Source organism: Paenibacillus sp. JT22N7, assembly GCF_059383875.1.
The window spans coordinates 294,867-318,250 of the sequence record NZ_JBXENY010000005.1; the positions used below are offsets into that span (position 1 = coordinate 294,867).

Sequence of the window (23,384 nt, forward strand, 5' to 3'; positions counted from 1 at the left end):
TCTCTAAGCCGTTACTATCTTCGCTTCTTATCTTGCGTCTTCATCATGTCCGGTCGTTTATTCATAAAAGGCAGCGGGGAACGCAGAAATAAATCCTTCCAGTCGTTAAAGCGAAACGGTGAGATCGGAGTCACATAAGGAACTCCAAAGCTTTTCAGCTTGCTTAAATGACCGCAAATTAACAATATAAACAAAATGGTTCCAAACATCCCTAGCACTGCCGCACATAACATGCCAGCGAAACGTAATATACGCAGTGTAATCCCTGCGCTATATACGGGTATCGAGAAAGACGATATAGCCGTCACAGCGACTACGATCACCAAAAAAGGACTGACAATTCCTGCCTGGACCGCTGCTTCACCAATGATCAAACCGCCAACAATGCCCATTGCCGGTCCAATAGGCTTAGGCAAGCGAATGCCTGCCTCACGCAATATTTCAATCGATATTTCCAAAATCATCACTTCTATCAATGAAGGAAAAGGGACACCCTGCCTTGTTTCAATGATCGTAACGGCAAGCTCTGTCGGGATTAAGCCCGGATGAAAGGAAATAAACGAAATATACAAAGCTGGTGCCATAAGGGCCAAGAACGCTGCGAAAAATCGCAGCATGCGCAAAAGAGTCCCCGGCAGCCAACGATCATAATAATCCTCAGGCGATTGCAGCAGCATGCTAAACGTCACTGGAACAATTAGAGCAAAAGGAGTGCCGTCCAATAGAATGGCAATCCTTCCTTCTAACAATCCGCTAATGACCCGATCCGGGCGTTCTGTATTTTGAGTTTGCTGAAATGGGCTTAGGTAATCATCTTCAATGAGCTGTTCCACATAACCCGATTCAGCAATGAAATCCATATTGATTTTTCCAACTCGATCTTTTACCTCCTGAAGCAGGTCTGGATTAACAATTTCCTTCATGTAAGCAATAACCAGCTTCTTTTTAATTCGAGTTCCTACCTCGTACATATTTATTTCCAGATCTTCACTGTAGCCTTGTCTGCGCAGCATCGATGTGTTCTCACTTAATACCTCGGTAAATCCGATACGAGGACCTCGAAGCAAAGCCTCAGAGCTTGGTTCATTGATTGCCCTGGTCTTCATTCCTGACGAGCTGATAAGCAGGGCGTGAGGCATGCCTTCAATGAACAAGGCTGTAAAACCCATCAAAATGGATTGTTTTAAATCATGAAGTTCTGCAACTTCATAGGCTTCGCAAACAGGTAGTACTTTATCTTTAAGATACGAGGAGAACTCCAATGGATTAACGAAATGGCTCCCGTCAGTCATATCATGCTTAACATCTTTCATTAAAATGTTCATGACCTGCTTACTGACCAGCTCTTCATTTTGCATCCCATCTACAAAAACGAGCGTAGCCCGAGCATGAAATTCTGTTATTTGAAATTCACGAAAATGGACATCACTGTTACTGCCAATAGCTTGTTTAATTGCATTCAAATTTTCATCATAATCTTCGGACAAATTCGAAGGAGCGGCATGGTGCTTACTCTTCCGTTCTTTTTGGATAGGAGCATTCTTTTTTGTAACTAATGACCGCAAATATTTATTTAGATAATAAAGAGTAATAGCAATGATCAGGCTTAAAATAGCCTGCGCACAAACTTTCCAATCAGGGAGGTGCGATATTATAACAGACCACACGCTATTCCATCCTTCCTAAATAAAGCTCAATTTTAACTTGTCCCTTTATTTTCTTTTCATGCACCATTTTTCAGAAAATCAAAAAGCCCGATTTAGATCGAAGTTGACGATCTAAATCGGGCTAGCGTTCATTTTTTCACAAATTCGGACTAATGGTTGATATCACATTTGTTCAATATGAACGAAATTTGATTTTCAAGTCGATTGATCGCTTCTTGTGCTTCTTTGTCCTCCGCTTGCTGTTCACGAAGCGATTCGAGCTCCTGCTTAAGTTGATGCAGATCATCTCCCGCATTTGCACAATCATAATTACTCTCGAGGCTGTCGAGCATGTTTTATCCCCCAATCCATAGGTAAGTGTACTTGAGTATTATGATGAATTTCCATTCATTTATTCATTTCCCTCAGATTTCACTATCGCCTATGCCTCGACCTTGTTTCACACCCCTCTATTCCTAAATTTTAATTGTCAGTTCAGTCACACTTTTTACGGCTTCCTTTGTAGGTTGCTGTTCTGAAGCTCGCGCCGCAGCCGCAGGAGGCTTTCGCATTAGGGTTGTCGATCGTAAATCCGCCAGTCATGCCTTGATTTTGGTAGTCAATTTTGATCCCTTCCAAAAATTCGATGCTCCGTTTATCCCATACGATGTTGAAGGTTTCAGTCGGCAATACCTCATCTTCTTCCGTCAACAGGTCGTCTAGTTTAATATTGTAAGATAATCCGCTGCATCCGCCGTCTTCAATACCTACTCGAAGAAACAGATCAGCAATATTTTTGTCCAAGATCATTTGATAGATAGCCGATTTGGCCTTTTCACTGATTTCTATCATCTCAGTCACTCCTCACTAAGTATCGCGATAACGAAGCCTGAATGGCTTGTGCTCGTTCATAGATCAGCATACCGGGGAGGTTAAACGGGGGATCCCCGCCTTCCAACAATAAAGCCCGAGCAGCTGCGGTATATTTCTTGGCCAGATTAATTTCAGCCATTCCACCAATTGAAGTGCCGGCTTCATCTGATTGCTTGCTGATGTTTTTTTCCATTAGCCCGATTTTTCTTTCAAAATCTCTTATAGCTCGCATATTCTTTTTCAGTCGCTTTTTTAGTTTGCGATCTTCCCCTAAAATTGGTTTAGAGATATAGCAGTATTGGCAGTATTGGTAAGGTAAACCGGGAAGCAAGCCTTCAAAGACCAAGCGCAAACTATACTGGCCATCAAACACGATACCTACAATCGGAAATCCTAGTTTAATGACTGACAAAATGAGAGCTTGAAGTTCCGCAACCGTTCCACTTTCCATATTTTTTGCAGCAATTACCGTGCCGCTAAATACTTCATATAAGATGTAGAGCGTTTCGTTCCCCTTTTTTTGCTGCACACCGTGCATCGACAAAACAATGCCGCCATTGAGCTCAGTCGTCACATGAAGTGCAGCAGTGAGTTCGCTTACCGTCATATGAGGTGTAAAGCAAGACTCTCCTAAAAGACCTAGCACATCCCCACCATAGGATGACTGTTTCATGCCTAGCATTTCGGCTTCCGCTGATTTGTAGAAGATGCCTTTGTGTGAGCAAATCATATTTTTGCATGTGTAGGCTATACTCCATGCTTCAATAATACCGTTTAACGTCGTAATTTTTTTGTGCCATCCTGTGTGGGCACGCTGTAATTTCTTCTCACAATGCGGGCAAAAAGTAAATTCGGGTCGAAAATATATTTTGCGATTTTCCTCTTGCCGATTTTTCGAAAGCAAGGCGAACACTCCTCAAAAGGTCTACCCCATTGCTCAGCAGTATTAATCCTGCAAAAAGAAAACTAAATTTGCGGGTCAATATTATGATTTTTGCGGAAAAAGTTTGTCGGATCGTATTGCTGCTTGATGGCGAGCAGCCTCTCGTAATTAGCTGCATAGGCATCTTTCGTTATTTGCTCATCGGCTCGAACGGTATTCAGATAAGATGACTTGCGAAGCGAATAGGGCAATAACGCCTCGTAAACGGATTCTATCCAATCGGCACACTTCTCCGCTTCCTCCATGGGAAAGTCGACATCCAAACTGAGAAGAAACGATGCATCACGAACAGCAAATGCGGTAGCATCGGAAGGTATGCGATTCATCCGGCCGTGACAGCTCCAGAATTGTACCAGTAAAGACGGTCTTGGAGGGTTTTCCAGTTTGCTGAGCAGCGTATCAATGATTTCATCGTTCAATTCTTTAACAAAAAGTGACGTTCCATAAACGGGAACATTTTTCGGAGCTGCTAGGTCGAACCTACTTTGTAATTCAGTATATAGAACGATACCCGTTTGATCGGCAATCGGGATAGCCAATTCACGCAGTGGTTGAATGGCCTTTTCCCCATCTGCCTTATCACCTGCATATAACCCGGCAATCACTATAACGCGTTTGTTATGCATTGCTTCAGGCACACTAGGCAGCGAAGGCAGCTGAAAGGTCATCATATTAAAGGACACTTCATCCGGTGCCTGCTGCAGGAAAGCCTGCGCTTTTTGCAAAATCTGCTTCGCATCTTTATAGTCATACATGACATCGACAGCCAAAACTTCAGGACCTATAGGGTAAAGCTGAAATTCGAAAGAAGTGACGACTCCGAAGTTGCCCCCGCCACCACGAATGGCCCAATACAAATCGGGATTTTCCTGTTCGCTTACTTGATTCTCTTCCCCGTTAGCAGTAACGATACGCGCCGAAATCAAATTGTCGCTTGTTATGCCGTACATCCCTTTTAGATAACCGAGTCCACCGCATAAAGCGAGTCCCGCAATGCCCGTTTCTGAAACCGTTCCTGTCGGAGTAGCTAGACCGTATTTCTGCGTCTGTGCATCGACATCCCCTAAAGTTGCGCCTGGTTCTACAACAGCTATACGCCTTATAGTGTCTACGGTAACCTTACGCATATCGGATAAATCAATCATGATACCTTTATCGCAAACGGCTGTTCCAGCAACATGATGACCACCACCCCGAATGGAAACGGGGATGTCTTTCTCCTTGGCAAATTGAACGGCAGCGACAACATCGGTTGAAGTCTTGCAAACCAATATGGCTGCCGGATATTTATCAATGGCCAAATTCCACACCTTTCTTCTTTCGTCGTACCCTTGCTCTCCTGGTAAAATGAGATTTCCATCAATATTAGCTTTTAAGGTGTTAAACATTGTACATCTCTCCTTTCGTTTATTTGTTTTTCAAGCCTGAAGTTTGAAGACTTGCTCTATTTGCTTCAGTTGCTGGTGTAATCCGTGTGCTAGCTAATAAACTCATAACGATTAACAAGAGATGAAAACCCATCGTTACAGTTAATGCAGCTTGCATCGACATCCCGGCAGCTTGGCAAACAACTAGGATAGAACCGCCTATCCCGATAACGACGCCCGGTGTAAAAGAATCTGCAAATTGCAGATTTGCCGAGGTTTTGCCAACCCCTTCTTCACCTGTTTGGGAAAAAGCCACTACGCCGCTAATCGGATGCGCCAATCCGATTCCAATCCCCGCTATAATTTGGCCAATAACCGCGACAGCAACGGTTACAACGGGTACCCAAAATACGAAGGCAATCCCAATTGCAAGCAGCAGCACACCCAGAATAATTCTTGTATGACGTCCACGTCCCTGGTCTGCCGAATCCCAACGTCCTTGCAGATAAGCAATGACGCACCAGCTCAGTGCGGCGCTAGCTACAATTAATCCGGCCTGAGAAGGCGTAATTCCTTTCACATCTATTAAAGCCAATACCAGAAAATTTTGTGTGCTCGTATAAGCGGCGAAGAATAGCCCACGTGTTGCGAGAATAGCCGGCATGCCTCTTCTCATAGCAAGCGTTCCCTTGGGGAGCAGTTTGCGCAGCGGATATACCATTAGCACTAAGCCGATAATGCCTAAAACAAACCCTGTAATGGTCGGCAGCTTGCTGAGACCAACTAATAAAATCCCCGTACCGACCGTCAATAGCAACGCCATCCATGTAGCGGCAGCTCCATTTTCCCCTTGTGTCCCCTGCGTTTTCAGCTTCCTAAAAGCAGGCAGGCTAAGCAGCGCTGAAACGATCAGGATCGGTAATATTCCCCAGAAAACGAAGCGCCAGGACCATTGATCGGCGATAAGGCCTGCAACGTATGGGCCGAGCATAGATGGAAGCACATAGGCAGTACCGAATGCTCCGAGTATTTTCGCACGTAATTCATCGGGGTAGCTTAAAGATATTGCCGTGTAAACACAAGTCATCATGGCACCGGCACCTAGGCCCTGCATGGCTCGGGCCAAAATCATCATATACATATCACTTGCTGTCGCCGCAGCGATCAGTCCAACGATGAATAATAACAGGGCGTAAGTGAACGGTGCTGCTGGCCCTTTTCGATCAATGATACGACCAACGACCAAGGTGCCAATAATCTGCGCAAGCAGATACGTGCTGAATATCCAGCCAAATAGGTCAATGCCGTTCAAGTCGCCAGCGATGGAAGGAGCAATCGTCGTTACCGAAAGGCCTTCGAATCCAACCGCCATCACGGACAGGATAATTCCTATAGACAATGCAAAGTAACGCGGGCTGAAAATGCTTTGATGATTAGACATTAAAATTGACCTCCAAACAAGATTGTTATGTATACACCGTATCCGGATACTTAGTAAACATTTTTCTTTACAAAGTATACGGTACCGTTCGCCTTTGACTTTGTCAACATTTTTATTTAAAATGTAAGGAGCGATGTAGTAGATTCAGTTGCTTAATAAGGAGGGCACCATGAGCCGAAATCAAACAAATAAAGATTCCTCGACCAGAACCCGAAGAGCGATCATTGATCTGCTAAAGCAGCAGGGCGGGATGGATGTGATGGCACTAGCCTCCGAATTTATGCTATCTGGAATGGCGATTCGCCAGCATTTAAATGCCCTGAAAGAAGAAGGATTAGTTACACATGAAGAAGAAGCCCGCCCCATGGGCCGGCCGGCAAAGCTATGGAGATTAACTCCCGAAGCTAATCGTTTTTTTCCAAGCGGTTATTCGGAGTTGTCCGTCAGTTTGATCCATTCGATGAGAGAGGCTTTCGGTAACGAGGGGTTAGACAAGCTGCTCGCTGTCCGGGATAAAAATATGCAAGCGCAATATCTTCAGCACCTTGGTGACGCATCGGACATAAGGGACAAGCTAGAGAAGCTGGCCGAGATTCGAACAAATGAAGGCTATATGGCCGAGATTAAGGAGCAAGACGATGGGAGCTATCTATTTATTGAGAAGCATTGTCCGATTTGCGAGGCTGCCGTAGTCTGTACCGGGTTATGTAAAAATGAGCTGCATTTATTCCGAGCTGTTCTCGGAGAGCAGGCGCTTATCGAACGGGTGGAGCATATTTTGGTGGGAGGCCGAAACTGTGTCTACAGGGTTAGCATAGGCAAGCAAGCCTAATTCTGCTTAAATAAAGACCCGCAAGACGGTCGCTTGGCTCACCAAGCAGCTGTTCTTACGGGTCTTAGTTTACTATTCAGCCTATTTTTTTGAACGTTTATTAGCAGATGCTTTAGCCCGCTTTGCGCGTCTCGCACTCGAAACCATAACATTTTTCTCCGTATGCGTGAAATGCTGCTTGTAGACAGGACAACAATGATGCTGCTTCACGGTTTCAATGTTTTGAACGACATTCACAAGCTGTGGGTGATAGTAGTTCTCGTATTGTACAATCGGAGGATCATAGATCGTCTGCGTTGGACAATCGGGACAAAAGTTCATGTCATTCATACCGCCTACATTACCCATATTGCCTATAACACCCATATTATAGTAATTATTTCTGTTCAAAATAATTATCCCCTTTCGGTTTTGGAATACACGTTATTGTATTCGCAGAAAGAGAATGCGGCTTGTATGTTTGACATGGAAGGCTATGGCCTCCCCTATTTCTGCGGCTTGGAGTGCGTGATACGAGCTCAAGCCTTGCTTTCACGCAGCAGCTCTATTTTGATCCCATGCATAAACGGCTGCCGCCGTCCTCTGGCTGCAAAGCTACCGTTTCGCGTTGAAATAGAAGCCCATTATAAGGATCGTACTTATCATTTCTTATATTCAACAAAAATTTTACGTCGCTCATAAGAAAAAACAATCATCGACACGCCCAATATCGCGCATATCATATACATAAAGGAATAAGAAAAAATATCCGCTATCGGCCCCATAATAACTCCTCCAAGCGAAACGCCCAAATCCGCCATCGCAATAAATAAACCAATTAATACATTACGATTCAATTGCGGCAATACAAACGTTAAATAAGTTGTTAATGTAGGATAAAGCAGCGCCTGAGCGATCCCCATCAAACCTGCACCGACATAGAAAAACCCGGCTCCACCCCTTGCAGAAAAGCCCACACATAACGCCGCTGCAGCTAGCATCAGCATAATAACCATGATAAAAGCTGAATGCCATTTTCCGTCTGATGGAATTTTCTTTCGTAATACAAATCGGGCCACGACTACCGCTCCTGCCTGCAGCATGAGATAAATAGCGGCATTGCCACCTTCGACTTGTGCAGCGTAAAGCGGTATGAAGGTGGTCACCGCTCCAAATACAAGGGAAGCGATCAGCATCAGCACACTGCATTTGAACAAATGCGGGTTTTTGAATAACTGGCCAAAGGAAGCGGACATTTTTGCCCCCTGCTCTGACTTGTCGGGAAAAGGCTTGGCCTCTTGATTGTCCATTTTGGCGCTATACCCTACTACGCCTGTAAGGACAGCAATGGCAATCATGGCCACTGTAAAATCATTCATCTGCCCTGTTTGCCAAATGCCTAAAGCCAGTAATGGGCCAATAATACCCGGCATCGAAGCGCATAGGGAATACATGGAAATCCCCTGTGAACGATCCTTTTCTGGCAGCGCATCAATAATGCCCAGTTGCAAAGCCATGGAGAAAAAAGCCGTACATACGCCTTGCAGCATGCGAGCGACGAAATAGCCCTCTAATCCTGTAAACGTATATAGGATTAAAGCAAAGCCATTCATAATAAGAATGGTGCGCAGCACGCGGATGGGCCCGTACCTTTGAATCATTTTGCCCGCCCATGGCCGAAAAAACATCGTTGTAAATAAATACGCCCCCATAATGATACCGATCGTTGTATTGGTAGCGCCAAGCGATTCACCCTTCAAGGGGATAATGACATTAAGGATGGAGTTTGCACTAAAATACAACAGGGTCAAAATATATAATCGAACAAAAGGCCATGATAGAGCTCCTCTCACCACTTCTGCTCCTTCCTCTATTCTCCTTGTGACTGGCTCTGGAACTCTCTTTGCTGCTAGCGTCAGGTAATGATCATCTGCAGCAATCTCCTTGCATACGCTGACTGGACGTCTTTTAATTGTTCCATATGGACCATTTCTTCGATTTGACCATTTCTAATCATCAAAACTTTATCGCAAATATAAGCGGCAGCCTGAATATCATGGGTGATGAAAATATAAGCCATGTTGTAAATTTTCCTCAAGCTTTTTAGCAATTCCAGCACCTGCATTTGCACGGAGCCGTCCAAAGAGCTAATCGCTTCATCAAATACGATACATTTTGGTTCTGTTGCAACGGCTCTTGCAATGCATACGCGTTGAGCTTCCCCACCCGATAGCTCATGCGGATATTTTTTTCGATAGGACGTGTTTAAGCCCACCTGCTGCAGGAGCAAATCCATTTTGTCCTGAGCTTCAAGGCGACCTCTGCTTTGCTGCTTCAAAGGCTCCATCAGTGCCTGTTCTACTGTATAAAAGGGGTTAATCGAGGAGGAATAGTCCTGAAATACGGCGCTAATCTGTCCCCGTCTCGCTCGTCGATCCTCTACGTTGTTCCCCTCAAATAAAATCGTTCCGCTATCAGGCTTTTCAAGCCCCAATAATAATCGTCCCAATGTCGATTTGCCGCTTCCGCTTTCCCCGATAATGCCCAAGCATTCACCCTGCCCGCATTCGAAGCTAATGTCTGTCAGCACCTGCTGTATTTCTTTTGAGAAAAATCCGCCTTTTAAATAGGTTTTATGAACATGGTCAACGCTGAGCAAGGCTAACTCCTCCCATTAATCGCTTGAAATGATCATTCAGCGCTTGCTTCGAGGATACTAAATATCGGGTATAGGCATGCGCAGACTCCGAGAAAATAAACGGGCTCGTCCCGCGATCCACAATTTCCCCTTCTTTCATAACCAGAACGTCATCCGCTATTTTTCGGACGATGCCTAAATCATGTGAAATAAAAATCATCGAGCAGCCCATTTTCTCCCGCAATTGAATAAATTGTTCAACGACCTCGAACTGCGAGATCGTATCAAGAGCCGTCGTCGGCTCATCCGCGATAACGATAGCAGGCTCTAGCACCAGAGTGAGCGCAATCATAATCCGCTGCAGCATGCCGCCGGACAACTGATGCGGATACATATTCATCACCGCGATCGGATCTTTCAGCATCACGCTTTCCATAGCACGTTTCATTTTAGCCGTTATTTCTTCTCGGCCCCAACCGAAATGGCAGGCCAGCGTTTCCCGCAAATGAACGCCGACCACGCAAGAAGGATCAAAGGCACGCATTCCATTTTGCAAAATCATACACAGCTGCTTGCCTCGTTTTTTCCTCATTTCCTTTTCTGAAAGCTCGCTGAGATTGACCCCGTTAAACAAAATGTCCCCAGCTTGGCGGATGCCAGGCTTGTTTAATCTCATGATGGCTCTGCATGTGAGGGATTTCCCGCTTCCGCTTTCGCCGACAATGGCTAGGCAGCGGCCTTGCTTGACATGAAAGGAGCTGCCCGGAACAATGACCTGACCCGTCTGGCTGTCCCAAATTTTCAAATTCGCCACTTCCAAAATAGCCATAAAATCAAGCCACCTCCTTGCCTTGTAGTCTAGCAATGGCAGCAAGTCCCCGTGCTTGCTGTTTATATTTGGAGGCCAATAATTTAGGATCCAAAGCAACCTGAAGCGCATCCGATAAAAAATTGATCGCCGATACGACTATAATAATCGTTAAACCGGGCGCGAGCATAAACGCTGGCTTTGAGAACATTACTTCCCTCGCCTCATTTAACATCATGCCCCACTCCGCATTCGGAGCCTGAATGCCTAAGCCAAGAAACGAAAAGCCTGATAATTGCAATATCATGGAACCGAAGGAACTGCTTGCAATGACCGCAATTTCCGGAAGCGCTACTGGAACAATATGCTTGGCTATGATTTTGAGGTTGCTGACACCAAGCACTTTGGAAAATTTCACATAGTCGGATTCAGCATATTGCATCACAGAAGTTCTAATGATTCGCGCAAACCATGCCCATTTCATCAAGACGAAAGCGAGCAAAATATTTTCAAGGCCTACCCCCAAAATACCGATCACGGCCAAGGTCATGACATAGCCAGGGAAAGAAAGCATCACATCACAAATTCTCATCACAATGGCATCTATGATCCCTCTAAAGTAACCGGCTATTAAGCCTAAAACCGCTCCAATTCCGACTGATACGGCCAATGCAGCAAGCACCCAAAGCACACTAGGACGGATTCCAAAAATTAATCTCGATAAAATGCAGCGCCCAAGGTGATCGTTGCCTAACAAATACTCCCACGATGACGCAGCATATCGAAGCTCCATATGCACTTCTTCAGGATCATGCGGAGCAAATAAAGGAGCGAATATGCCGGCAGCCAGGGTCAAAACAAGAATCGATAAAGAAGCTGCGGCCAGCTTATCTTTCAACAGAAATCGCAATCGTTTCATTTAGTGTCCCTTCCTTAATTTAGGGTTCATCGCCGCATTCATAATGTCAGAAACGGTGTTGAACAGCACAAAAGCCATGGCGAGTACAAGGACATACGCCTGAATGATCGGGAAATCCCTGCTAAGAATGGCTTTAACACTCAGCGTTCCTAACCCCGGCCATGCAAAAATATTTTCCACAACGACCGTGCTGCCTAAAATAATCGGGATCGCCATACAAAACACTGATACAGCAACCTGCAATGAATTTCTCAATATATGCATCGTTATTTTCATCTCTGGCAAACCGCTTGCCCTGCCATACAGCACGTAGTCTTCATTCATATTACTTAACATCGAGCTTCGAACGATTCGAAAATAAATGCCTGTATAACTGATCGTGATTACAAGAACCGGTAAAATATAACTTGCGTACGAATCCATCCCGCTTGTCGGCAGCAAATCCAATTGCACGGAAAAATACCAAACCATAAGCGCCGCAAGCCAATAAGGCGGCATGGAGGTTAGAAAAAAGGAAACGCCTCTAATCGATTTATCGGTCATTTTCCCTTCTCTAAGGGCACTAATTACACCTAATCCAATGGACAGCGCAATAATGGCAGCCGCCGACACCAACGTCAGCTTTAACGTATTTAGAAAAGCGGGAGCCAGCAAGGACCACACGGTTTTGCCGGTAACATACGAGTTCCCGAAATCAAGCTGCAGGCATGACACGAACCAGTTCAAATAGCGGATTAGAAATGGCCGATCCATCCCAAGCGCTGCTTTCGTTTCCGCTATTAATTCATCCGTAATGGCCGGCACGCCTTGCGCGTGCAATATGACTTCAGCCGGATCTAACGGGGACAAATTGTTCAAGCCAAACGTTAAAAAAGATATGATTACAAGCAACGGAATCGAAAGGAGTGACCGTTTGATAATATAGCTGACCATAGCAAGCTCCTTGTTTTGGTTATCATCTATTCAAAATGCATTTGCTCAAAGGGCAGTTCAAATTGGGTTTGCTTAAATGAAATACCCTGCAAGTCTTTGGGAGCTACAATCGTAACGCTGCCATTGGTAATGGGAATAAAGACGGCTTCATCATGAACGATCGCTAAAATATCCGCATACAACGATTTCCGTTTTTCCTCATCCAGCGTGACCATTACTTCATCAATTTTCTTGTACAGCTCATCCGCTTGGTTGATGCCGCTTGTCGTGTGGTAATAAGCCGACTCGGAAGTAAAAGCGGAAATGGTGCTCTGCGGGTCGTAGGCGAGTCCCCATGTTTGATTGAACAGCAAATCATAGTCTCCCGTAGCTCTTCTGCTTGCAATGGAGGAAGATTCTTCGCCGATAAGCTCCAACTGGACCCCGATCTTTTTTACTGTGTTTTGAATGAACTCGGCCTCTGTTTTTTGCGAGGAGGAGCTGACGTCATAATAAAGCTTCATCGCTAATGGCTTGCCGTCCTTCATTCTAATCTCGCTGCCATTCTTCTGCATCCAGCCTGCTTTCTCCAGTAGCTGCTTCGCTGTATCCAAATTAAAGCCGCGTTGCTTTAGCTCGACATTGGCATAATGGACGTTAGCGGAAAATAGCGTATGGGCTGCTGTTTCCGTACCGCTAAAAATTTGCTTGCTGATCGTTTCTCTGTCAATCGAATACCAAATGGCTTCACGAACAGCCGTTTCATGGGCGGGATTATCCGCTTTGCTGCTGTTGGCAACGATCATTTTCGTATTCATCGCTTTGCTTCTGACAAGCTGGAAGTCGCCCGAATCCATTAACTGATTCATCGCCTCCACATCAATGCTGTCTGAGCCCCGATCATCTGTAAATATAAAGTTGACCTCTCCCTTTTGCAGCGCCAAAAAGGTTGTCTCCCCTGCCGGAAGCACCTTCGCTGTAATGTTCTTCACCTTTGGCGCACCGCCCCAATAGCTATCATTCGCTTCGAATACCGCATATTGATCGGTTTTATGTTCGGTCAGCTTATAGGGCCCCGTGCCGTTATGGCCGCTTACGCCATCTTTCGTTTCCCCATTAACAAAATCTTTGGGCGAGATGAATACATAGGGTCTAGTCATCGATAATTCAAGCAATGCCGGGTAATACGGCTCGGACAGCACCATTTCAAACGTATACTCATCGAGTACGCTTACGCTCACAATTTTCGTCGAAAGCTTGATCCAGGCATGCTTGCTTGCATTGCTTTGCACCGCTTCTATATTCTTCTTTACCGCATCGGCGTTAAATGGCTCGCCATCGTGGAATTTCACATCTTTTCTTAAATGAAAGGTGTATACTTTGCCATCGTTAGACACTGTCCAGGACTCGGCAAGCAATGGCTTGATACCATCCTCCGTGTTTTCAACTAATGATTCGTACACCATCCCTTGCGCTGGCAATGAGCCGGGATACAGATGGGGGTTCATATCATTAATATCTTTTGCTGTGGCGTACACCAGTTCCTTGCCTTGATCCGCTGCTTCTGTTTTTGCAGCATTTTCAGCATTTCCAGCATTACGATCATTACCGCCACTGCAGCCTGCCAATAATACAATTGAAACGATTAATGCCGATAATAAAACAACGATTTTTCTTGTCATGTCATATCCTCCTGTATAAGTGCGCACTCCATCACCTGTGTTCTATGCTGCTGCCGATTTCACTGCAGATCATCTTCAAATCTTCTTCAAAGCTCTGGACAACGAATGCATCCGATATTTTTTCGCCTTTAAGCGCTTGGGCAGCTTCCTCGATTTTATGCTCATAGGCTGCAATGAATTGATCAAGGGTTGGGCAGCTTGAGCCTGCGAATCTTGCAATGCCCTGAATGATTTTTATCCGATAATAATCCTCTTTGGGCATTCGTGGAATATCCCAATATTGCTCTTGGTTGACGAAGATTTGACGAATGGGAACGGCGGAAAAATCGAAATATTTCCCGTCCTGATCCGGCTCCGAGAATGGGTCGATTAACAGCGACGTATAGCGTATGTACAATAAATACTCTTGATGAATCGTCTCCAACTGAATAAAATTATCGATATCATGACGCGGTAAGCTCTCTAATCTAACCGGATAATTATCATCGATCATGAACTTCAGCAGATTTACACCATTCAAATTCAGCTTTTCGATCACATTCGTCATCTCTTTCCACCCGGCCAGCATATCGCGAATTAAATATTGCGTAATAGGTCCTTCGGGAAACATTTTATATACATATTTCCTTACAGCTGAATGGCCGAAGATAACGTTTAGTGAGAAAGGGTTCATAAACAATGGCGGATGGACATAGAGAGAGATGTTTCTCGTCTCCGCCTCTATGGGACTGCTCATGACTTCCAGCCTAATGCCCAATCGTTCAAATAATGCACAGAGCCTTTCTACATGGGGTGAAGCATTGTTCGAGGAGCCAATGAAAACCTTTTTCTTAACCCCTGTCGTCAACACATGATTGGTTGGCTCGCCGCTCTTCCAGCGTGTATCGCCAAGGTAGGTAGAAAAGCTGATGATGTCCACATTTACATTTGGCAAAATCGTATTCATATAATGGCGTACTAAGCTGTTGGAGCCGAAGGTGGGCGAAATTAATACGATGCACCTTACTTGTTGGAGCAGTTGATCATTAAGCTGCTTCAAAACCCCCATATACGCATCGGTTGTGACAGCAAAGATCAGCGTATCCCATTCTCCCGTCATGCTGCCATATCCATCATAAACATGATCGATGATACAGCTGCCTTCCATCTGCTGATGCTTTTTATTTTGAACGTCTACCCTCACTTGATTTTGGCTGTGCTTAAGTGCCGTAAAAAAACGTTCCGAACGAGCCGACTTTCTGCCAACAATGCCAATACAGCTGTTCAAATCCTTTTTTAGCGTGACGGCAAGCTGAATAGAAGCGGGCCCCGTGCCTACGATTAACACGCGTTGGAATTCACTCATATAAACCTCCTATTGGATCATGATTAAGCCTGTGCTTTTTTTAAATCTAAGAATTACGCTTGTACAAAGCTATATCAAACACATGGTCAGGACGCAATATGGTGTCAACCAGCCTCCACCTTCCTTCATCCACCGCTTGCATAGGGTAATTGAATAAGGACTTCAGTTGATCGCCGTATCTCATCGCCACGACCACTTGCTCATTCGTTAAGTCATATAATTGCTCCAGCAGCTCGTATTTATTGGAAACGGTTGAGCTGAAAATAATATGGGTCACATCCTTGATGATATCAAGCTGCTCTATGAACGATTTTTCTAACCGAATGTTTAATTCGCTTCCTAATTTATGTATCACTTTTCGTCCTAGCTCGATAGCTTCCTCATCGATATCAATGCCGACTACTTGTGCGCCCGTCCGCTTTGCGATAAATAATGGCGTCATGGGGAACGAGCCTGAGCCAATCAACAATACGGTGGATCCCTCCGTGACCTGAAAGCTGCCAAATTCTTGTTCAATGCAGGACTCGATATTTTTAAAATAATCGGTATTGTCCACTTCTCCATCCAGCAGCTTCAAGGCGCGATATTTTTCCATAATAGCGACGCATAACGAAGACATCTTCCTTAGGTCAGCGAGAAGCAGAGGAAGCTCATTACCGACTTGCTGCTCCAAGGCTTCCCATGATGCTTTGTTCCCCTCGTCTAGGATGAAAGCTGAATAGTCATCTATGACCCGCTCTAGCTCCGAGCTTTTATGAGACGTGCCGTCATATCGCTTTACTAAATCCGTAAACCGTTCTCGAAACAAGGTCAAGCTTTGTTCAAATGTCGTTAACTGATTCATTCCCTTCTCCCCCATACCCATTAATCGTTATACAGAAATAAATGCTTTGCCTTGTGCTACGATTCCAACAGATCCTTCAATTTTCAAGCTTGTTACTTCATCTTTATAGCAATCAGCCATTACATGAATCGTGCCGCCGGGCTGCTTAACTGGTGCAGCAATAGCTCCTTTGTTTTTCCAAGACAGATATGCGCCAAGTGAAGCCGTACCTGATCCGCACCCTCGCTCCCATATCATGCTGTCTAAAGAAGGAACGTAAATGAGCGGAGCCATTTCATTAGAGTCAGATTTAAACAATAATATGCCGATCAAGTTGGCTCCTAACGTTATGCCAAGCAGCTTGGCTAGTGATTGTGCTCTGTCCTTCTCGGCCCTGTCGAACTGCTCTACTTCAATGACAATATGAAAAAAATCATCATAGCGCACAATGACAATATTCAAATCATCGCCTTCATACACAACGGTCTTCTGCTCGATTTTTCGAGGCATAGGCATCGCCACTTGGCAAAAAAACTCCTCTTGCATTTTTTTCACTTGGCATGTCACTAATTGATCGGTTCCCGACGCTTCTAATACGATTTCCATTAAATCGCTTTGATTGATTCCTTGTTCAGAAGCAATAAATGCAGCCAGCGCCATACACGCATTTCCGCAAAACTCACCTCCCGCCATTTGCAAATAGGCAGCAGCACCGTGCTTGGGCTGTTCGATAAAGCCTACTTGTTCAGCATAAACATGGTCATAAGACATCATTTTTGAAGCAATTTGCTTGTACTCGGAAGCGGCATGATTGGTTTTCACAAGAATGGTCATATTTTGCGTGGGGTTGAACTTTACAAAATCGATTTCTCGTTTCATCATAACTACCCTCTAATTCAATTTTTTTGATCCAGCGCTCCTCTTGCTTTATTGTTGCTTAATAGTAATAATTACTATTAACATTCGAGTACATCATAACCATAATTTGGAGCACTGTCAATGATGAAAATAGACAGATTGTGCTCGGACTAGCAGCTTCAAAATGGAACAATCAAAAAAACCCGTCAAGAGCCTTGATCTCACAAGGCTCTTGACGGGTTTTAACTTCTGACGCTTTGACGTATTTTACGCTGAAGCATCGTCTATTAACGACTACTATCAACGACTGCTTCGCAAGGCTTCGGAACTTTGAGAGACTATGACCTCTTTTCTTGTCCGATTGACCATATAAATGCCAAGAGAAACGAACAGCAGGGCCACGAGATTTTTAAACTCCATAATCTGTTCACCGAGAAACAATGCGGACAGCAAGGTCCCGAACACAGGAATCAGGAAGTTATAAACGGACACCTGCCCGACTTTGTTATATTTAAGCAGCAAATTCCACAGACAGAACGCGGCCGAGGACAGCAGCGCCAAATAAATAAGGTTGCCTGTCGACTCCGGTGTAAAATGCGTCACACGGCCCCCAAGTCCAAGGCCCAGCAAGGTTAGAGCCAAGCCGCCAATGAGCAAGCTGTAGCCTGTCACTAGCAAAACATCAATGGTAGCTGTCAGCTTTTTGGCATAAATGGCCGTGATGGAGAAGATGAGGGCTGCCACAATGACGAACCCCTCCCCTTTAAAGGAAAAGGAAAACTCCAGCAAATCCGTATGGAAATTCACAACAATAACGCCGATAAACCCGAGCAGGCAGCCGAAAATTTTATTTTTGCCCAGCTTGTCATTTTTATAAAGGTAATGGGCCAAAATGACGCTGAAAAAGGTCGTCGTTGCATTCATAATCGAGCCTTTGACGCCTGTTGTATTGCCTACTCCCACATAAAAAAATATATATTGGAGACCTGTCTGCAGCAGGCCCAGAACGAGCAAGCTTGTTAGCTGGCTTTTGGATAAGGAAAGCACCTTCTTGCCCGTGGCCCGGAATAACACCAGCAGCAACAGCCCTGCCAGCACAAAGCGATAGCCGGCAAAAACATATTTTGAAGCGATGTCCTCTGGCATAATATCAAAGGCGAGATAGCCCAGCTTAATAGTCGGATAGGCACTCCCCCATAATAAGCAGCACAAAGTAGCAATTAACGCTACAAATTTCGGATCGCTAAACCTGCTCCGATTACTTTGTTGCATTCCATTGCGTTGTTTCTGTTGATTCTTTTGTTCCTTCTGTTCCTTCACAGCCAACCTTCTCCTCATCCTTTATATCTCAAGCGTCAGCTCTAATGGCGCGCCTTCAACGACCATATCATAATTCGGCACGGCTTGTAAGGAGAAAAATCGAATAAGCCCGGAAAAACCTTTTATAATAAAGGTCCTCCGGGCTTATGGCACAATCAGGAAATCGCTTTCAATTCAGTTCTCCGCACCTTCTATTTCGAAAGAGCATCCCTCTACTTACTTGGATGGCCAGTTGCCATACCAGGCGTAGCCTGTTCTTCTTTCCTGGTCGATATCGCTGAGCTTGTACTTCACTACACCGTCACGGCCCACAAAGATTGGCTTGTTGGTACCAATCTCATAGAACCGCGCCCAGATTGGGGTAGTGACGCTCGGATCGCTGATTACAACAACATCATTGCTCGTTTTCTCGACCCGGATTCCCTTAATTTGTACCGCTTTGAACCAATCTTCAGCCCCTTTAATCGCAGCGGCGATTTTCGTAGTGGACGTTCTCGTTTTCAAAAACTTCACAATGTTTACGCTCTCCTGAGCGGTGAGTGAAGGCACTTCATAAATTCTTGCCCCCGCCGGCTTCAATGTGCTGGAGTCATGCTGCTGGCCCCATGCTGTCAATTTGCCGCTAACTGTAACTTGCGTGTTCAAAATGCAGTCTACCCCTTTATCTACCGCCTGCTTGCTTTTGGCAGCGAGCGTGCTGTCGATAAAGGAGAAATCCCCTTTTTTATTCGCAATTTCATCCAATAAAATCAGGACATTAACCATTGCATTATCATTATAGGTAATATGTTTATGATAGCCAGAACTTTGATAAACTTGTGGGAATCCTCCATTCGCATATTGCATATTGATTAGAAAATTAATGCCCTTGATTGCCGCTGTGGAATATTTGCTGTCCTTCGTTTTCTGATATTCGGTCGCCAATCTGCGAATTTCCGAGTAAGTTGCCTTATTGTCGATTGTTGACTTGGACCACTCGCCACTAGTTTCTGAGTAATCCTTTCTCCAGCCTCCATCCGCTTGCTGGTTTTTCAAAACATCGGAGAGGCTTGCTGTCGTGCCCGAAGCATCTGCCGCCATCACTGTCGTAAGCGGTTGCATGATTACGGCTGGAACAGAGAGAAGCATGCTAAGAGCTAAAGCTGCGGTTACTGTACTTCTTTTCATTGAACAAAATCCCCTTTCTTTTTTCCTAATAGTTGTAATTAATGATATTTAATTACTTTTTTAGTTTACTGAGTCTCGACTCAATTGTCAATAATATCCTTGTAAAAAATTGTATTTTTGTGTAGAAAGCTGTCTGTCGTTGGCGATTTTCTAACCATCCATAAGCCAAATGAAAATAAATGGAGCACAGGCTTGACCTTAGGGCTGACCTAAGGTATATAGTGAAGCTAATGACAGTGTTCCCCCCATAAAATAGTAGGAGCGACATAATGAAAAATGATATTACAATTAGCAGTCTCGCAAAACTCATGCATGTATCTGTTCATCAAATTCGTTATTTTGAAGAAAAAGGAATTCTTCAACCTGCGTATATTGATAACAACCAGTATAGAATGTACGGAATAGATCAGATTTATCGGTTGTCCCATATATTACTGCTGCGCAGGCTCGGTATACCTGTCTCGTCTATTAAGGACTGCTTCTCTACCTATTCTTCCGAGCAATATGAGCAATTGCTGCATACGTCTTTGCTCGAAACCGATCAGGAGATTGCCAGGCTCCAGGGGCTCCAACTTTTAATTCGCAAAGTGCTTCATGAACAGCAAGCATTTAGCACACAGAACAAGCCCTATCAAATCAAATGGCAAAAACCTGTTCATTTGAAGTGCTGGTTCGCCAAGGCTGAACAAACTAAACTTCATGCGAGGCTGCTGTCTGAACAGTCGGACCCTGTTCCGGACTTGTTCGAGTCGGATATTTATTATGTGTATGAACAATCATCTACCCTTAAGCTATGCACCGAAACACCCGAACCCAGCGACCTTGTCCTGCCTTCAGGAGACTATCTTTCCGCCCATTTCCAGGTTAACGACGAGGAAGAGCTTGAACAACGAATCGAACAGCTATACGGTCATGCAGCAGCACAAGCTTATGTTACGGAGGGACCGTTAATTGTCATTGAAAAATCTTATTTATCTTTGTTTAGCCACGACAAACTCCATTATGAGCTGCTCATCCAAGTTGAAACAGCCTTACGTGCCGAACAGGAGGCGAAAATATGAAGGTTTCTTCTATTACAATTGAGCCGATGCAGGCCAAATATAATCGGCAAGTCGGCCAATTGCTTGTACACGGCTTTAAAGAGAAATTTTTTAAGCTTTCTAAGCTGAATGACTCTATTCTTGCGCTCTTTTTTGAGAAGCTTCTGGAGCACTTTCCCAATGAGCCCGCAACACATCGAGTAGTAGCGCTGCAAGCTGGTAATATCGTAGGGACATTGTCCATCAAGTGGTGGCCTGAGTCCGAACTGGAAGGAAGCACACCACAGCCTATGCTCCCTTTATGGCGGGAATTCCGTATATTTGGTAAGGGAGCTTTACTCAAACTGCTGCTTGGTTTGTATTTTCTATCGTACAAGCCGCAACCAGGCGAATGTTATATCGCAGACGTAACCGTCCATCCTAATTATCGAGGCGAAGGCATCGGCAAGCTGATGCTGGGGTGGGCGGAGCTTTATGCCCGTGCCCATCCTTCTTTTAATGTCCTGAGTCTGCACGTTTCGAGCCATAATCTGGGCGCCAAACGGTTATATGAACAGCTTTCCTATCACATGCATCGTAAAGAACGCAGCCTGCTAAAGTATATGTTGTTCCATGAATTGGAATGGGAATATATGAAAATTAAGTTGAAATAAAATGAATACCTATTGAGGAGCCGCTATGAAAAAGAAAATGGGCATTGTCCTTATCGTTATTTTATTGATTATAGGCAGTTCGACTTTCTATGTATTGCAGCAAAATAGCTTTGACATTGTAGAGCAAACGATCCAGATTCCCAGCCCCGAAGGCCAATTAACAGGCATACTCGCCATGCCCAAACACGCTTCGGGAAAGCTTGGGCTTGTATTGTTCGTGCATGGTGACGGCCCGATTAATGCCTCTCATAATGACGGATACAAGCCGCTTTGGGAGCGGCTTGCTGCCCACGGCTACGCTTCTTTGTCCCTCAATAAGCGGGGAATTGACGGCTCTGCCGGCAACTGGCTCGATCAGAGCATCGATGACCGGGTAGAAGAGGCGCAGCAAGCTTTAGCGTGGGCCAGAACACAGCCCATGATTGATCATACAAGAATCGGTGCATGGGGTGCCAGCCAAGCCGGATGGGTCATCCCAAAGCTTGCAGGGGAAGAACAGCTTGCTTTCAGCATTTTGGTATCCCCTGCCATCAATTGGCTGTCTCAGGGTCAATATAATACGCGCGAACAAATGAAAAAGGAAGGGTACTCAGAGGACGATATTACAGCCCGGCTAGCATATGAGCAACAAGTCAATGCGCTGTTAAAAAACAAAGCCCCGTACGAGAAATATGTAAAAACAGCTCATCAAGGCGAAATGATGTCACAGGAAAGATGGGCATTTGTGAGCAAAAACTTTTTATCTGACGCCGCTGGCGATCTGGCTAATTTCCGTTCACCCGTGCTTCTGCTGCTCGGAGAGGACGATATTCACATAGATGTAAAAGAGACTGAACAGGTGTACCGCGAGGGCGTGGCCCCTTCGCTGCTCACTGTCGCGGTCTTCCCGAATACAGAGCATTCGATGCTGAGCACGAGCACGGCAGATTCGGAGCTTAAAGCAACTTTTATTAGTCTGTTTGCGCCAAGAAAAATAACCGTCAGCGAATATATGAATCAAATCGAGCTTTTTATAAAACAGCTTCCCTGACTTGATCTGAATGTCAGGAACGAAACCAAAAGGATGCTGCAGTAAAAATAGGAACCAGCTGCGCAATCTCGCGGCTGGTTCCTATCCCTATCCCTATCCCTATTCCTATGACAAAGGCAATTGCACCATTACTTAGCCGGCCAGTTGCCATACCAGGCATAGCCTGTTCTTCTTTCTTTCTCGATGTCGCTAAGCTTGTACTTCACTATGCCGTCCCGGCCTACAAAAATCGGCTTGTTGCTGCCTATTTCGTAAAAGCGTGCCCAGATCGGCGTCTTCATATTTGGATCGCTAATGACAACGACATCGCCGCTCTTCTTCTCGACCCGGATTCCCGTAATCTGCGACGCTTTGAACCAGTCTTCAGCGCCCTTGATGGCCGCAGCGATTTTAGCATCGGATGCTCTTGTTTTTAGAAATTTTACAATGTTTACACTCTCCTGAGCGGTGAGAGACGGCACTTCATAGATTCTAGCTCCGGCTGGCTTCAGCGTGCTGGAATCATGCTGCTGTCCCCATGCCGTCAATTTACCATTGACTGTAACCTGTGATTTCAGGATGCAGTCTACTCCTTTGTCCACCGCTTGCTTGCTTTTGCTAGCCAAAGTGCTGTCGATAAAGGAGAAATCGCCTTTCTTGTTCGCAACCTCATCCAGCAAAATCAGCACATTAATCATCGCATTATCATTATAAGTAATATGTTTATGATAGCCGGAGCTTTGATACACTTGCGGGAAACCGCCATTGGCATATTGCATATTGATCAGGAAATTAATGCCCTTGATCGCCGCTGCGGAATATTTGCTGTCCTTCGTTTTCTTATACTCACTAGCTAATCTGCGAATCTCCGAATAAGTTGCCTTATTATCAATCGTAGATTTAGCCCATTCGCCGCTGCTCTGTCCGTAATCTTTTCTCCACCCTCCGTCACTTTGCTGGTTCTTCAGCACATTCGAGATGCTTGCTGTCGTACCCGACGCATCTGCCGCCATAACGGTTGCAGCTGGCTGCAGCAGCACTGCTGGAGCCGAGAGCAGCATAGTAAAAGCTAGAGCTACGGATACCGTACTTTTTTTCATGGAACAATTCACTCTCCTAATTTTCAAAT

23 protein-coding genes are annotated in these 23,384 nt (G+C 45.0%); 4 read left to right on the forward strand and 19 right to left on the reverse strand.

Annotated elements, in window-relative coordinates:
- Window positions 1-14: 14 nt before the first annotated feature.
- The 6 genes from AC50Y5_RS15770 to AC50Y5_RS15795 form a co-directional block, all read right to left on the reverse strand.
- Window positions 15-1,667 carry a spore germination protein gene (locus AC50Y5_RS15770; protein WP_056041812.1) on the reverse strand — a complete coding sequence of 551 codons (1,653 nt, stop codon included), beginning with the start codon at window positions 1,665-1,667 and terminating at the stop codon, window positions 15-17.
- Window positions 1,668-1,816: 149 nt separating this feature from the next.
- Window positions 1,817-1,999, reverse strand: coding sequence for a hypothetical protein (locus AC50Y5_RS15775; RefSeq protein ID WP_056041814.1), 183 nt, complete (start codon window positions 1,997-1,999; stop codon window positions 1,817-1,819).
- A 142-nt stretch (window positions 2,000-2,141) separates the two neighbouring features.
- A complete protein-coding gene (locus AC50Y5_RS15780) occupies window positions 2,142-2,498 on the reverse strand; it encodes a HesB/IscA family protein (RefSeq protein WP_430163114.1) in 357 nt (118 codons plus the stop codon).
- 1 nt (window position 2,499) lies between these two features.
- A complete protein-coding gene (locus tag AC50Y5_RS15785) occupies window positions 2,500-3,423 on the reverse strand; it encodes a transposase (protein ID WP_494861964.1) in 924 nt (307 codons plus the stop codon).
- A gap of 62 nt (window positions 3,424-3,485) precedes the next feature.
- Window positions 3,486-4,850 (reverse strand): FAD-binding oxidoreductase, encoded by a 1,365-nt coding sequence (locus tag AC50Y5_RS15790; protein ID WP_494861966.1) that lies wholly within the window; start codon window positions 4,848-4,850, stop codon window positions 3,486-3,488.
- Between the two features lie 19 nt (window positions 4,851-4,869).
- Window positions 4,870-6,270 carry an MFS transporter gene (locus AC50Y5_RS15795; protein WP_494861968.1) on the reverse strand — a complete coding sequence of 467 codons (1,401 nt, stop codon included), beginning with the start codon at window positions 6,268-6,270 and terminating at the stop codon, window positions 4,870-4,872.
- 169 nt (window positions 6,271-6,439) lie between these two features.
- On the opposite strand from AC50Y5_RS15795, the gene AC50Y5_RS15800 reads away from it, so the two are divergent.
- Window positions 6,440-7,102: a helix-turn-helix transcriptional regulator gene (locus AC50Y5_RS15800; protein WP_056041821.1), complete on the forward strand. Its 663-nt coding sequence runs from the start codon at window positions 6,440-6,442 to the stop codon at window positions 7,100-7,102.
- An 81-nt stretch (window positions 7,103-7,183) separates the two neighbouring features.
- Here the strand turns inward: AC50Y5_RS15800 and AC50Y5_RS15805 are convergent, their stop codons facing one another.
- From AC50Y5_RS15805 to pelA (AC50Y5_RS15860), 12 genes are all read right to left on the reverse strand, one after another.
- Window positions 7,184-7,492, reverse strand: coding sequence for a hypothetical protein (locus tag AC50Y5_RS15805; RefSeq protein WP_056041823.1), 309 nt, complete (start codon window positions 7,490-7,492; stop codon window positions 7,184-7,186).
- Window positions 7,493-7,743: 251 nt separating this feature from the next.
- The gene (cntE, locus tag AC50Y5_RS15810) at window positions 7,744-8,934 is read right to left on the reverse strand and encodes a staphylopine family metallophore export MFS transporter CntE (RefSeq protein ID WP_056041825.1); all 1,191 of its coding nucleotides are present in this window, start codon (window positions 8,932-8,934) and stop codon (window positions 7,744-7,746) included.
- A 62-nt stretch (window positions 8,935-8,996) separates the two neighbouring features.
- The gene (locus AC50Y5_RS15815; protein ID WP_056041827.1) at window positions 8,997-9,740 is read right to left on the reverse strand and encodes an ABC transporter ATP-binding protein; all 744 of its coding nucleotides are present in this window, start codon (window positions 9,738-9,740) and stop codon (window positions 8,997-8,999) included.
- Window positions 9,727-10,548 (reverse strand): staphylopine uptake ABC transporter ATP-binding protein CntD, encoded by an 822-nt coding sequence (cntD, locus tag AC50Y5_RS15820; RefSeq protein ID WP_056041829.1) that lies wholly within the window; start codon window positions 10,546-10,548, stop codon window positions 9,727-9,729. The genes AC50Y5_RS15815 and cntD overlap by 14 nt, the downstream gene beginning before the upstream one ends.
- 4 nt (window positions 10,549-10,552) lie before the next feature.
- A complete protein-coding gene (gene cntC, locus AC50Y5_RS15825; RefSeq protein ID WP_056041831.1) occupies window positions 10,553-11,446 on the reverse strand; it encodes a staphylopine uptake ABC transporter permease subunit CntC in 894 nt (297 codons plus the stop codon).
- A complete protein-coding gene (gene opp1B / locus AC50Y5_RS15830; RefSeq protein WP_056041833.1) occupies window positions 11,447-12,379 on the reverse strand; it encodes a nickel/cobalt ABC transporter permease in 933 nt (310 codons plus the stop codon). It abuts the gene before it with no gap.
- Window positions 12,380-12,405: 26 nt separating this feature from the next.
- A complete protein-coding gene (cntA, locus tag AC50Y5_RS15835) occupies window positions 12,406-14,040 on the reverse strand; it encodes a staphylopine-dependent metal ABC transporter substrate-binding lipoprotein (protein WP_494861973.1) in 1,635 nt (544 codons plus the stop codon).
- Window positions 14,041-14,071: 31 nt separating this feature from the next.
- A complete protein-coding gene (locus AC50Y5_RS15840) occupies window positions 14,072-15,385 on the reverse strand; it encodes an opine metallophore biosynthesis dehydrogenase (protein ID WP_494861975.1) in 1,314 nt (437 codons plus the stop codon).
- Window positions 15,386-15,431: 46 nt separating this feature from the next.
- Window positions 15,432-16,229 (reverse strand): methyltransferase domain-containing protein, encoded by a 798-nt coding sequence (locus AC50Y5_RS15845; RefSeq protein ID WP_494861977.1) that lies wholly within the window; start codon window positions 16,227-16,229, stop codon window positions 15,432-15,434.
- A gap of 27 nt (window positions 16,230-16,256) precedes the next feature.
- A complete protein-coding gene (locus AC50Y5_RS15850) occupies window positions 16,257-17,087 on the reverse strand; it encodes a histidine racemase CntK family protein (protein ID WP_056041841.1) in 831 nt (276 codons plus the stop codon).
- A 279-nt stretch (window positions 17,088-17,366) separates the two neighbouring features.
- Window positions 17,367-18,386 carry a DMT family transporter gene (locus AC50Y5_RS15855; protein ID WP_235533310.1) on the reverse strand — a complete coding sequence of 340 codons (1,020 nt, stop codon included), beginning with the start codon at window positions 18,384-18,386 and terminating at the stop codon, window positions 17,367-17,369.
- Window positions 18,387-18,602: 216 nt separating this feature from the next.
- Window positions 18,603-19,553 (reverse strand): pectate lyase, encoded by a 951-nt coding sequence (gene pelA, locus AC50Y5_RS15860; protein WP_056041843.1) that lies wholly within the window; start codon window positions 19,551-19,553, stop codon window positions 18,603-18,605.
- Between the two features lie 269 nt (window positions 19,554-19,822).
- Here pelA (AC50Y5_RS15860) and AC50Y5_RS15865 point away from each other — a divergent pair, with 269 nt between their 5' ends.
- From AC50Y5_RS15865 to AC50Y5_RS15875, 3 genes are read left to right on the forward strand one after another with little or no spacing between them, the layout of a single operon-like run.
- The gene (locus AC50Y5_RS15865) at window positions 19,823-20,614 is read left to right on the forward strand and encodes a helix-turn-helix domain-containing protein (protein ID WP_494861979.1); all 792 of its coding nucleotides are present in this window, start codon (window positions 19,823-19,825) and stop codon (window positions 20,612-20,614) included.
- The gene (locus AC50Y5_RS15870; RefSeq protein ID WP_056041847.1) at window positions 20,611-21,246 is read left to right on the forward strand and encodes a GNAT family N-acetyltransferase; all 636 of its coding nucleotides are present in this window, start codon (window positions 20,611-20,613) and stop codon (window positions 21,244-21,246) included. The genes AC50Y5_RS15865 and AC50Y5_RS15870 overlap by 4 nt, the downstream gene beginning before the upstream one ends.
- Window positions 21,247-21,271: 25 nt before the next feature.
- Entirely contained in the window at window positions 21,272-22,276 is a 1,005-nt protein-coding gene (locus tag AC50Y5_RS15875) for an alpha/beta hydrolase family protein (protein ID WP_056041849.1), read from the forward strand.
- A gap of 128 nt (window positions 22,277-22,404) precedes the next feature.
- Here the strand turns inward: AC50Y5_RS15875 and pelA (AC50Y5_RS15880) are convergent, their stop codons facing one another.
- Window positions 22,405-23,355 carry a pectate lyase gene (gene pelA, locus AC50Y5_RS15880; protein ID WP_494861982.1) on the reverse strand — a complete coding sequence of 317 codons (951 nt, stop codon included), beginning with the start codon at window positions 23,353-23,355 and terminating at the stop codon, window positions 22,405-22,407.
- Window positions 23,356-23,384: the final 29 nt, after the last annotated feature.